The 11,243-nt window shown below is 69.2% G+C and carries 12 protein-coding genes; 10 read left to right on the forward strand and 2 right to left on the reverse strand.

Translation table 11 applies throughout. The features are described 5' to 3' along the window. Positions 1 to 53: 53 nt before the first annotated feature. The 9 genes from RB608_RS26270 (at position 54) to RB608_RS26310 (ending at position 8,363) form a co-directional block, all read left to right on the forward strand. Positions 54 to 1,445 (forward strand): cation:dicarboxylate symporter family transporter, encoded by a 1,392-nt coding sequence (locus tag RB608_RS26270; RefSeq protein ID WP_308091048.1) that lies wholly within the window; start codon positions 54 to 56, stop codon positions 1,443 to 1,445. A gap of 113 nt (positions 1,446 to 1,558) precedes the next feature. After that, positions 1,559 to 2,509 carry a YihY/virulence factor BrkB family protein gene (locus RB608_RS26275; protein WP_308091049.1) on the forward strand — a complete coding sequence of 317 codons (951 nt, stop codon included), beginning with the start codon at positions 1,559 to 1,561 and terminating at the stop codon, positions 2,507 to 2,509. Positions 2,510 to 2,519: 10 nt separating this feature from the next. Further along, positions 2,520 to 3,638, forward strand: a complete 1,119-nt coding sequence (locus tag RB608_RS26280) for a potassium channel family protein (RefSeq protein WP_308091050.1) — start codon at positions 2,520 to 2,522, stop codon at positions 3,636 to 3,638. Positions 3,639 to 4,026: 388 nt separating this feature from the next. After that, a complete protein-coding gene (locus tag RB608_RS26285; protein WP_308091051.1) occupies positions 4,027 to 4,473 on the forward strand; it encodes a hypothetical protein in 447 nt (148 codons plus the stop codon). Positions 4,474 to 4,531: 58 nt separating this feature from the next. Continuing rightward, a complete protein-coding gene (locus tag RB608_RS26290) occupies positions 4,532 to 4,741 on the forward strand; it encodes a hypothetical protein (RefSeq protein WP_308091052.1) in 210 nt (69 codons plus the stop codon). A 567-nt stretch (positions 4,742 to 5,308) separates the two neighbouring features. Beyond that, complete coding sequence (locus RB608_RS26295; protein WP_308091053.1) at positions 5,309 to 5,737, forward strand: YccF domain-containing protein; 429 nt, start codon at positions 5,309 to 5,311, stop codon at positions 5,735 to 5,737. A 586-nt stretch (positions 5,738 to 6,323) separates the two neighbouring features. After that, positions 6,324 to 7,496, forward strand: a complete 1,173-nt coding sequence (locus RB608_RS26300) for a site-specific integrase (RefSeq protein WP_308091054.1) — start codon at positions 6,324 to 6,326, stop codon at positions 7,494 to 7,496. Beyond that, positions 7,493 to 7,963, forward strand: coding sequence for a hypothetical protein (locus tag RB608_RS26305; protein WP_308091055.1), 471 nt, complete (start codon positions 7,493 to 7,495; stop codon positions 7,961 to 7,963). Before RB608_RS26300 ends, RB608_RS26305 begins: the two co-directional genes overlap by 4 nt. A gap of 64 nt (positions 7,964 to 8,027) precedes the next feature. Beyond that, positions 8,028 to 8,363, forward strand: coding sequence for a helix-turn-helix transcriptional regulator (locus tag RB608_RS26310; RefSeq protein ID WP_308091056.1), 336 nt, complete (start codon positions 8,028 to 8,030; stop codon positions 8,361 to 8,363). Here the strand turns inward: RB608_RS26310 and RB608_RS26315 are convergent. After that, positions 8,335 to 8,496, reverse strand: coding sequence for a hypothetical protein (locus tag RB608_RS26315; protein WP_308091057.1), 162 nt, complete (start codon positions 8,494 to 8,496; stop codon positions 8,335 to 8,337). The genes RB608_RS26310 and RB608_RS26315 overlap by 29 nt on opposite strands. 158 nt (positions 8,497 to 8,654) lie before the next feature. After that, positions 8,655 to 9,938 (reverse strand): MobF family relaxase, encoded by a 1,284-nt coding sequence (gene mobF / locus RB608_RS26320; protein ID WP_308091062.1) that lies wholly within the window; start codon positions 9,936 to 9,938, stop codon positions 8,655 to 8,657. Between the two features lie 479 nt (positions 9,939 to 10,417). Between mobF and RB608_RS26325 the strand changes: the two genes are divergently transcribed. Then, positions 10,418 to 10,972 carry a hypothetical protein gene (locus RB608_RS26325; RefSeq protein ID WP_308091058.1) on the forward strand — a complete coding sequence of 185 codons (555 nt, stop codon included), beginning with the start codon at positions 10,418 to 10,420 and terminating at the stop codon, positions 10,970 to 10,972. The last annotated feature ends 271 nt before the right edge of the window (positions 10,973 to 11,243 follow it).

Genomic DNA, 11,243 nt, shown 5'->3' on the forward strand with positions numbered 1-11,243 from the left:
CGGTCGCACAGTGGCGGTGACCCAGCTCGACCGCCCGACAACACGGAGGAACCATGGGCACGACCAGTACGGCGACCGGCCCGGCCAGCGCTCACCAGCGCGGCTCGCGGACGCACTACCTCTACCTCGCGGTGATCGGCGCGGTGCTGCTCGGCATCGCGACCGGCCTGCTGTTCCCCGCCTTCGCGGTCGAGCTCAAGCCCCTCGGCGAGGGATTCGTCAACCTGATCAAGATGATGATCCAGCCGGTCATCTTCTGCACGATCGTGCTCGGTGTCGGATCGGTCGCCAGCGCCGCCAAGGTGGGGCGCGTCGGCGGCCTCGCACTCGGCTACTTCCTCGTCATGTCGACCGTTGCCCTCGCGATCGGCATGGTCGTCGGCAACCTGCTGCACCCCGGTGACGGCCTGCACCTCACCGCCGAGGCCGCGGCCACGGCCCAGGAGAAGGCAGCCGAGGGCCATGCCGACACGACCGCGTTCCTGCTCGGCATCATCCCGACGTCGGTGTTCAGCGCCCTGACCAGCGGCAGCGTCCTGCAGACCCTGCTGGTCGCACTGCTGGTCGGCTTCGCGCTGCAGCGGATGGGGGCGACCAGCGCGCCGATCATCACGGCCGTCGGCCACCTCCAGCGGCTGGTGTTCCGGCTGCTCGCGATGATCATGTGGGCCGCGCCGGTCGGCGCCTTCGGCGCGATGGCGGCGGTCACCGGCCAGGGCGGGGTCGACGCCCTCAAGAGCCTCGCCGTGCTGATGATCGGCTTCTACGTGACCTGCGTGCTGTTCGTGGTGGTCGTCCTCGGGCTCCTGCTCAAGGTCGCGACCGGCATCAACATCTTCGCCCTGCTGCGCTATCTGGGCCGGGAGTTCCTGCTGATCCTCGCCACCTCGTCCTCGGAGTCGGCGCTGCCGCGGGCGATCGCCAAGCTCGAGCACGCCGGCGTCGACAAGACGACCGTGGGCGTGGTCGTCCCGACCGGATACTCCTTCAACCTCGACGGGACCGCGATCTACCTGACCATGGCTTCGATCTTCATCGCGGAGGCCGTCGGCAGCCCCCTCGCCCTCGGCGAGCAGATCTCCCTGCTGCTGTTCATGATGATCGCGGCCAAGGGCGCGGCCGGGGTGACCGGTTCCGGCATGGCCGTCCTCGCCGGCGGCCTGCAGTCGCACCGACCCGAGCTGGTCGACGGCGTCGGCCTCATCGTCGGCATCGACCGGTTCATGTCCGAGGCCCGCGCGCTGACCAACTTCGCCGGCAACGCGGTCGGCACCGTCCTGGTCGGCCACTGGACCGGCAGCCTCGACCGGGCGCAGCTGGACCGGGTCCTTGCCGGTGACGACCCGTTCGACGAGACCACCATGGTCGACGACCACGCGTCGGGCGCTGCCGAGCCGGACGAGAACCCGGTGGACCGGACGGCGCGTGAGCCTCAGCCGGTCTGATCCAGCAGCGCGAGGCCGGAGCGGACGATGGCCGGCCGAGCGATGCAGATCACCCGACCGCGGGGCCGCTCGGGTCCGCGGGGCGAGGGGCCGTGCCGGATAGCGTGAGTCCCATGGCGGAGGACTCGGGCACTCAGCGCGTGCCGTGGCTCCGCCGCCTCGCCCACCTGGTGTGGCGCCTGGTCGTGACCACGGTGAGCTCCTGCCTGAGGTATCGCGTGACCGGGCTGGCAGCGGAGGCCGCGTTCTTCGCCGTCGTGTCCGTGCCGCCGCTGATCTTCGCCCTCGCGGGCGGCGTCGGCTATGTCACCGAGCACTTCACCGCCGCCCAGGTGGAGGAGGTACGCCGGGCCGTGGTCGACCTGTTCTCGCGCTTCCTCACCGACACGGCCGTCGACAAGGTCATCAAGCCGACCGTGAACGATGTGCTCCGGGGCGGCCGGTTCGACGTGATCTCGCTGGGCTTCATCCTCGCGCTCTGGTCGGGGTCGCGGGCACTCAACGTCTTCGTCGACACCATCACGATCATGCACGGACTGGGCGGGCAACGCGGGATCGTGCGTACCCGCGCGCTGTCCTTCGTGCTCTACATCCTCGCGGTGATCAGCGGGGCGATCACCCTGCCGCTGGTGGTCGCGGGGCCCAAGCTGGTCCGGTCGTGGCTGCCGAACCGCGCCGAGTTCCTGATGGGGTTCTACTGGCCGCTGATCATCGTCATGTGCGTGTGCTTCCTGGCCACGCTCTATCACGTGTCGGTGCCGGTGCGGACCGACTGGAGCTTCAACCTGCCCGGAGCGGTGTTCTCCCTTCTCAGCTGGATCCTCGGGTCCTACCTGCTGCGCTGGGTGCTCACCGTGACCGCCGAGGACTCGCACTCGATCTACGGCCCGCTCGCCGCCCCGATCGCCATCCTGGTCTGGCTCTACATCGCCGCGCTCGCCGTCCTCATCGGCGCCGGCGTCAACGCCGCCTTCGACGAGGTGTTCCCGCAGGAGGCGACACAGCGGGCGCGCCGGGAGCTGCTCGACCGACTGCTGCGCCGCAACCCGGACCCGGTGGAGTAGGTTCCGGGCCGTGGGCTTGCTGAGCGGTGCACCGGCGGAGACCCCCCTCACGGGGCAGATCGCGCTGCCCGAGCGGAGCCGGTCGCCCTGGTGGCAGCTGGGCCGTCGCCTGCTCCTCGCGCTCGGGATCCTGGTCGGGACCGTGCTGCTGGTCTACCTCGACCGGCACGGCTACCGCGACGGCGGCGACGTCGCCACCGAGGCCAACCCCAATGGCGAGATCACGCTGATCGACGCGATCTACTACACGACCGTCACCCTGAGCACGACCGGCTACGGCGACGTGACGCCGGTCAGCGACGGAGCTCGGCTCGTCAACGCCTTCATCATCACCCCGGCCCGCATCGGCTTCCTCGTGCTGTTGATCGGCACCACCCTCGAGGTGCTCGCGCAGCGCGGTCGTGAGATGTTCCGGATCACCCGTTGGAGGAAGAACATGGGACACCACGTCGTCGTCATCGGCTACGGGACGAAGGGCCGCAGCGCGGTCGAGACGCTCGTCAACAACGGGCTCGACAGGGAGCACGTGGTCGTCGTGGACCCCAGCCCGGTCGCGCTCGCCGACGCCCACGCCGACCAGCTCGCGGTGGTCACCGGAGACGCGACCCGTCGCGGGGTCCTGCAGCGGGCCGGCGTGGCCGAGGCGGACCAGGTGATCATCACGACCGGCCGCGACGACTCCAACGTCCTCGCCGCCCTCACCGTGCGCCAGCTCAACCCGGATGCCTGGATCGTCGCGGCCGTGAGCGAGCAGGAGAACGCCCCCCTCATGCGCCAGTCCGGCGCTGACTCGGTGATCACCTCCTCCGATGCCGTCGGCCGGCTGCTCGGTCTCTCCACCCTCTCGCCGACCCTGGGGTCGGTGATGGAGGACCTGCTGACCTACGGCGAGGGACTCGAGGTCGCCGAGCGGGAGCTGCTCGTCAACGAGGTCGGCATGCCGCCCCAGTCCCTGCCAGACCAGGTGATCGCGGTGGTCCGCGACGAGAAGGTGTACCGCTACTTCGACCCGGTCGTGACTCTCCTCGCGCGCGGCGACCGGCTGGTCGTCGTACGCCCGGCCAAGGAGCTGCCCTGGGCTCCCCGGCCCGGCACCCACAACGAGGACTTCGCCGCCGACGAGGCCTGATCCGGGACCTTCGGCGGGACCACTGGTCCTCCAGGACTACGTGGTACGACACGACCGGGCAGAACTGCCCGTACACCGGGCCGAACCCGGCCGCGTCCGGCGACACGGACCCGCGGAACCGGCAGGGTGGCACCCATGGGGAAGGACTTCGGACCGTGGGTGCGCCACGACTGGTGCCCGCGATGCTCCCGCCTGACGGAGCAGACGCACTGGTACCGCCGATCGCTGGCGGAGCCGCCCGAGCGCCACGAACGGCACGAGCGCCGCGTGCGGTGCAACGAGTGCTCCGCCGACCTCGGCCGCGCGGTTGCCGGCTGAGCCGCCGGGGGTTGCCCGCGAGGGAACGGGTACTGCGCGTGCGTAGTCCGTATCCGAGGAGGAGGCACCCATGCACCGCAAGAGCACGGCCGAGAAGCTGAGGGACGACCTGCGCGACCTCGTCGACGCCGTCGTGCCCGATGTCGAGTCGGCGGCCCACACGATCGCCGAACGGACGCCGCCGCTGGTCCGCGAGGGGCGCGCCGTGGCGGTCGAGAAGGGCACGCACGCGGCGGAGTCCCTGTCCCGACATCTCTCCGACATCCCTGGCGCCCTTCCGAGCTCCGTGGTCGATCGGCTGCCCGACGCGGTGACCGACCACCTGCCCCGCCCGCGTCGTCGGCGCCGCAAGGCCCTGCTGGTGCTCGGAGCACTCGGCCTGATCGGAGTCGCCGGCGCCGTGGTCGCCCGGCGCGGGCGGGCCAGCGACCTGTCGTCGTACCCACGGGCGGTGGAGGAGGACGTCGACCCGGCCGATCCCGTCGTCGAGCCCGGACTCGACGGTCGCCACGGCTGACCGGCGGGCGCTTGCGCAGATGCCATCCTGTCGAACGTGTGTTCGATAGGATGGCGTCGTGGCGGGGGTGCGGCACGTGTGGGTGCGGCTGGCGTTCGTGCCCGTCGAGCTGCCCGGGCTGGTGCTGGACTGGCGCTCGACCGAGGGCGGCTGGGAGGGCCTGGTGTCCTACGTCGACCGCGAGGGCCGTGCCGTGACGGAGTGGCTCGCGGCCGCGGCGCTGCGTCCCGTGGCCCCCGGTCGCAAGCCGGATTCCGAGGTCGGCTGAGCGCCGAGGAAATCATCTTCCGTTTTGCCCACGCGCCACTGCGGTGGCCGTTACTCTCGGTCCCGGTTCCCCAACCACAGCGTGCCCGGCGAACCCCACACTCGCCGGGCACGGGACGCCCTGTCCGGCATGCCGGACAGGGCGTTCTTGTTCTCCTGAGGAGCGCGGGTAAAGCCTTCGCGGGTCCGCTGCGGCCGGTTCGGAGCCGACCTATCGTGGGGCCAGGACCTGGCGAGCGCTCGGGAGCGGCCGGGTTGCGACGATGAAGGGACCTCTCGCGCATGGGCACCGTGCGACGACCGCTGCGACGGGCTGTTCCCTGCGTCGTCCCTTCCCCGGTGCGCGGCCGTTCCCTGTCGCGCGCCGGCCGTGGTGAGGCGTCCCCACTCTGCCTGATCACGGGTGGGTGCTCTCCGGGAGACCCCTGAGCGCCCGTCGGGCCCGGCAACCCCGGGTGCCTGCTCCGCCACGGGAAGAGCGCACCCGTGGCGGAGTAGGCGACGCCGCCGGCCGAGCGGGCCGACCCGGGCGGCGACCGCACCGCCGCCGTGCGCCTACGCTCGCGCCATGAAGGTGCTGCTGAACGTCATCTGGCTGGTGCTCTCCGGCTTCTGGCTGTTCCTGGGCTACCTGGTCGCGGGTGCGCTGTGGTGCATCACGGTCATCGGCATCCCGTTCGGCCTCGCATCGTTCCGGATCGGGTTCTACGCCCTGTGGCCCTTCGGGCGGACCGTCGTGCGCCGCGAGAGTGCGGGACTCCCCAGCGGCATCGGGAACATCCTGTGGCTGGTGCTGTCCGGGATCTGGCTGGCGATCGGTCACGCCGTCACCGGCGCCCTGCTGTGCATCACGGTCATCGGGATCCCGCTCGGCCTGGCCAACTTCAAGATGATCCCGGTCAGTCTGCTCCCGCTCGGCCGCGAGATCGTGCCGACCGACCAGGTCGACGCGGCGCTCGCCGCGTACCGCTCCGGCCAGGTGGGGCCGAGGTTCTAGGGCTGCGGTGCCGGGGCCTGCGGTCGAGCGGGGTGAGGTGGCGGGGGAGATCGTGCGGGCTCTCGGTGTACCGGCCGCGGGCGGGCGAGACTGACGCCAGCTCACGATCGAGCCGGCGCCCTCCCTCGGGGCAGCATCGGCTCGGTGAGCCGCAAGCGGGTCTTGTCCGGCCGGGACCTCCCCTGAGGTGCTGGGGAGCATCGGCCGACCTGCTTGGGTCGGGAGCTGACCTGGGGAGCAGCCGCCGACACGGGGCGACCTGGACCCCACTCCGGGTCGCCCCACGAGGGGTCCCGCTGATCCGCGTGGATGCGCGGCGAGGGATGCGGCAGGTGCAGAAATCCCTCTGGTCTGCTTCGTGCTGGTCAGACGGCTTTCGCAATGCTGGTGGGCGATACTGGGTTTGAACTTTTGAGAACCGGGGTTGCCGCAAGCTCGCATGCGACACTGACTCGGGCATGAACTCGCAGGTCAGAGGACACTTTCGGGATCTTCTGACGCCTGACAGGCCAGGTCATCTCTGGACACGTTCTGACGTCTATGTTCCCCGTATGTTCCCCGAAAGGCGACACTGGAGGGACAAAAGATGGCTCGGGAAACCAGTAGCGCCCGGCGCGGCTTCGGTCGCATCGAGCGGCGCGCGCCGGGCCGCTATCGGGCGGCGTACACCGGCCCTGACGGCCGGCTCTACCGCGCGCCGAGGACGTTCGACGCCAAGGATGACGCCGTCGCCTGGCTGTCAGCGCGGCGGGCCGAGATCCAGATGGAGGTCTGGGCGCCCGACGCTGCCGCGCGCGGCGCTTCCCAGCGGACGGTGCCGACGATGAAGGCGTACGGCGACCAGTGGCTCGAGGGTCGCAAGACCCGCGGCCGCGAGCTGCGCCCGACGACCCGCCAGCAGTACCGGATGCTGCTCGACATCTACATCTGCCCGACGTTCGGCGACGAGCGGCTCGACCGGATAACCGCCGACGACGTCACCGAGTGGTACGACGCACTCGCGCCGGGCAAGGAGACGATCCGCGCGCAGGCCTACAGCCTGCTGCGGACGATCCTCGGGTCAGCGGCATCCGCGCGGCCCAAGCCGCTGATCCCGTACAACCCTGCGCACATCCGCGGGGCCGGCAACGTGAAGCGCGCCCACAAGGTCCGGTCGGCGTCACTCCGGGAACTGGAGGCGATCGTCGAGGCGCTCCCGGAGCGGCACAAACTGATGGCCCTGCTGGCTGCCTGGTGCGCGATGCGGTTCGGCGAGCTGGCCGAGCTGCGCCGCGGCGACATCGACCTGCGGACCAACCGAGTCTCGATCACCCGTGGCGTCGTGCGTGTCGGCGGCACGTTCATTGTCGGCTCGCCGAAGTCCGACGCCGGAGTCCGCGACGTCGCCATCCCGCCGCACATGGTGCCAGTCGTGAAGGCACACCTGAAGAACCACACCGGCAAGGGCAAGGACGCACTGCTCTTCCCGGCCGCAGCCGACAGTAACGCCCACATGGCGCCCTCGACGCTCTACAAGGTCTACTACCCGGCCCGGAAGGCAGCCGGCCGCGAGGACCTGCGCTGGCACGACCTCCGCCACACCGGCGCCGTCCTGGCCGCCCAGACCGGAGCGACCCTCGCCGAGTTGATGGGTCGGCTCGGTCACTCCACTCCTGGTGCGGCCATGCGCTACCAGCACGCTGCTGCCGACCGCGACGCCGAGATCGCCAAGCGTCTGTCGGCGCTGGTGTCGGACGCGGATGTGAAGGTGGAGCGGTGACCGAGAGCAAGTGGACCACCGAGTTCTTCGAGGACGACGCCGGGCGTCGTCCCGTCGAACTGTGGATGGATTCGCTCACTGTCGCCGAGTTCGCCGCACTCCGCGCCGCGATCATCCGGGTCCTCGAGGTCCGCGGCATCGAGCTGGGATCGACTCCGTGGCTCAAGGCCCTTGGTGAGGGACTGTTCGAGTTCCGAGTCCGTCACGATGCCGCGACGATCGAAGCTCTCTACGCGACGACAACGCAGGGCGAACAGCCCGCGCAGCCGACCCAACGCAAGATCCTGCTTCGGCTGTTCGTCCACTTCCACGGCAACAAGGTCATCCTGCTGCTGCACGGCTACGACAAGGGCGGCAACGACAGCCCGCGCCAGCAGAACAAGGAGATCAAAGAGGCGCGCAAGCGCTTGGCGAGTTGGAAGGCGGCCGAGGCCAAGCGCACCAAGGACCAGCGCAGGCGGAAGTAGCCGATTGCCGCATATGTGGTTTCCGACATACGATGGCGTTGTTCGATCGACGAGAGGAGCGGTGATGGCCAAGTCCTTCGCTGACTACGCGCGCGAGCGCGAGGCGACCATGACCGCCGCCGAACTGGACGTCGTGCATGCCTTCGACCAGGCCGCCGCGTTCGGCCAGGTCGTCTACGGAGCCCGCAAGGCCCGGGGCCTTCGGCAGACCGATCTTGCGGAACTCTCTGGCGTGACGCAGGCCGACATCAGTCGGATCGAGCGAGGCCAGGTCGCGCCGACGATTCACACGCTTCTGAAGCTCACCGCCGCGTTGGGCGTCGAGATCCAATTCGTGCTTGCCGAGCCCGGCGCTGAGCCGGCCGAGTCGATCAGCCTCCGCGCCCCCGTCGCCGGCTGAACCCGCGAGCAGCGTTGACCGCGAGGTCGACGACGGCGATCCGCAGCGAGACCCAGCGGAACGCGCGTCGAAAATGGCGGTCCTGCAGGTCGTTCGCGAGATCCATCGCGAAGGCCGTGCGATGAAGATTCACGTGAACGATGATGCGTTCATCGCCGGAGTTTGGCCAAGCGACTTTCGTGACTCATTTGTCGGGCCCGGATGCGATGTCGTCCTTCGTGGCTGTCAGATACTTGGCTCGCTGGCTGGGTCGCAATTGCAGCAGCGCGCCCGGTACGCCGTCCTCGTCCTTCACTCGCCTTTGGCGCTTCGGCAGCGCCTTGCGAATGAGCGGCTGCCACGCCCGGCGGATCGGGTCGGGCAGATCGAGCTCGTTCCAGATGTCGACGAGCAGTGCGCCGTCGATGTAGTCGAGGAGATCGCTCGGGCTGCCCTCGCGCAGGACCAGCTCGTAGGCACGTGCTCGGTCTGTGCGGTCGTGAAGGTTGTACTGCCTCTGCGGTGCGTGCCAGTTCGGGTGCGGGCCGGGGAGCAGAACTGTGCTGAACGCGCGGCCCGGGTCGTGCGGAACTCGCGCGTGAGCTCGCGCTGCCGAGCAACGATGTCGGCCCTCCTGCTCGACCACGCTGCACACAGGTCCGAGTCGACGCCGACGATCTCGCGGATCGGCCGCTTCTCACGGTCGAGGCCCGGCCGCTCGGCGAACTGCACGCCGACCGCCTCGCTGAGATGCCGCTCGAGCGCGGTGTTGTAGGTCTCCGATGCCGCGACCACGTGCTGGTGAAGCACACGACCGTAGATCGAGAGCCACTTGCGCTGTTTAGTCTGCACCTTGTTCGCGACAGCGACGTGGGTGTGGAGGTCAGGATCGCCCGCGCGAGAGTCGCGGTGTGTGAACGCCGCGGCGATCAGCCCGCGCGTCTCGACCTGGCGGGCACCGTCCTTGCCTTCGCGAGTGAAGAGCGCGTGCTGCTCGATGAACGCGACGGCATCCGCCACGGCAGCGTGGTGTGCCTGCTCGATCTTCGTGGCGATCTCGGGCGGCGCGATCGCCCACAGGGTTGAGACCGACTTGACCGGGCTGAACGTCAGGTCGAATCCGGCTACCGCTGTCTGCCGGGGACGCGTGTACCGCGCCAGCGCCGAGGACAGTTCCCGTGCCGACGCTGGCTCGCGTCCGTGCTCGGCGACGAAGAACTCCCGTGCGGCCGTTGACCGAGCCGTAGCGCGCTCGGCCGTCGTCGGTCGCGACGCGAGCAGCTCCTCGACGCGGGCGTTGAAGGCTTCGCCCGTCTCGTTGGTGAAGACCTTGTACGCCGCCCCGAGCGGCCGCCCGGAGATCGGATCCCACCCGGTGCCGAAGATGTTCTTCATCTGCTCGGCCGCCACGATGTCATTGATCGCGAGACCGTGGATGCCCTCAAGCCCCGAGCCAATCCAGCGACCCGGCGCCTCGCCCTTCGCCGCGTAGTAATCGGCGAGCGGAATGCTGAGCTTCTGGCTCGAGTCGAGCGCTGCGACCTGCCGGGTCAGGTACTCGTACCCCGACCCGGCCGACAGTTTCTGCAGCGTCATCGTCACGCCCCCAAGGCCGCGAGCCGGGCGCGGGTGGCCAGGGGGATACCTGGATGGAAGAGGTGTGTCTTGAGAACGGGGGCGAGGGAGCGGGGTGAGGCGGATTGGGCGGAGGGGCTTGAGGGACGGAGCAGGAGAGATGGAGCGGAGGCGGGTGGGCGGGCGAAGGCTGGGGCGAAGAGAGGGCAGGGCGAATAGGGTCCGGACATGATCATCGATGCGGGTCGGCCGCGCTCGCTGGGCAGCGAAACCGACACCTGGCTTCGCTTCGGCGAGGAAGCCAAGGCCCCCGGTGCGTACTCGGGCAGGCGTTTGCTGTCGCCGCAGACAAGCCCGCGTTCGAACTCAGCTTCTGGTGTGGAACGTGCCAGTTCGTGTTTCGGCGGCTTGAGGGAGCAGCCGAGGGCGGCTCGCTCGAGGCCCTTCAGGAACGGCTGACACAAGGCTTCGCCCATCTCGACGACGACCTGATCCAATAGTTGGGGTCGGCGCTGCCGCTCGGCGACTACGTGCCAATCCTGCTGGATCTGCAACCACGCCTCGTGATGCCAGCCCAAGCGGAGGACTACTTCGCCCACGAGCAGGTCGACACGTGGGGACTCGAGAGCTTCTGGGGACTGCCGGTGTATCCGCAGACGCCGTATTACCGGACGTTCGAGACCGCAGTCGACTCGGAAGCTCACCTCTACGAGTTCGTTGTTCCGATGGTGCCGCCGTCCTGGAACGAGCGCACCCGGGTTCAAGAGTTCGAGGGATTGCTTGAGGCTGGAAGCAAGGCGACCTCGGTCGCAGTGTCGATTCTCGATGTGTGTCAGCCGGCAACCGATCTGGGACCGGACTACCACGCCCACTGGGCTCTCACGCATTTCCTAATCGACGGGCATCACAAGATGGAGGCAGCTGCAAGCAGCGGCCGCTCCATCAGGCTGCTGACGTTGCTGTCGGTGCGGGACGGGCTCGCGAGTCCCGAACAGGTCGCTCAGATCCCTGAGCTGCGGTCCCGGCCAGCAGTGGCGCGTGATCGCGCTCCCTGATCCGGACAGCTTGGCTGGCGGGTTTGGGATACTTCCGTCGTGGCGCTTCGGAAGGCCTACGCGGACTACCGAAGTTGAGTCCCCGATAGTGGTGTAGCGCGGTCGCCGAGTTCGTCCCGGTCGTGGACGTAGACGCGGCCACCGCGTGATCCGACAGAGCCCCGCGGGGTGGTGGGCTTTGAGGTGATCCTCGGTGCCTACACGTCGCTGCTCTCGATGGCGGCGACGGGGTCAGTATCGCTGGTGTCGTAGAGCTTGGCCATGGACCCTT

Origin of the sequence: Nocardioides sp. LHD-245 (assembly GCF_030929495.1) — a bacterium.
Taxonomy (GTDB): Bacteria; Actinomycetota; Actinomycetes; order Propionibacteriales; family Nocardioidaceae; genus Nocardioides.

Coding starts and splice junctions, on each gene's coding strand:
- RB608_RS26270 (WP_308091048.1), top strand. CDS start 54: ATGGGCACGACCAGTACGGCGACCGGCCCGGCCAGCGCTCACCAGCGC.
- RB608_RS26275 (WP_308091049.1), top strand. CDS start 1,559: ATGGCGGAGGACTCGGGCACTCAGCGCGTGCCGTGGCTCCGCCGCCTC.
- RB608_RS26285 (WP_308091051.1), top strand. CDS start 4,027: ATGCACCGCAAGAGCACGGCCGAGAAGCTGAGGGACGACCTGCGCGAC.
- RB608_RS26295 (WP_308091053.1), top strand. CDS start 5,309: ATGAAGGTGCTGCTGAACGTCATCTGGCTGGTGCTCTCCGGCTTCTGG.
- RB608_RS26300 (WP_308091054.1), top strand. CDS start 6,324: ATGGCTCGGGAAACCAGTAGCGCCCGGCGCGGCTTCGGTCGCATCGAG.
- RB608_RS26310 (WP_308091056.1), top strand. CDS start 8,028: ATGGCCAAGTCCTTCGCTGACTACGCGCGCGAGCGCGAGGCGACCATG.
- mobF (WP_308091062.1), bottom strand. CDS start 9,938: ATGACGCTGCAGAAACTGTCGGCCGGGTCGGGGTACGAGTACCTGACC.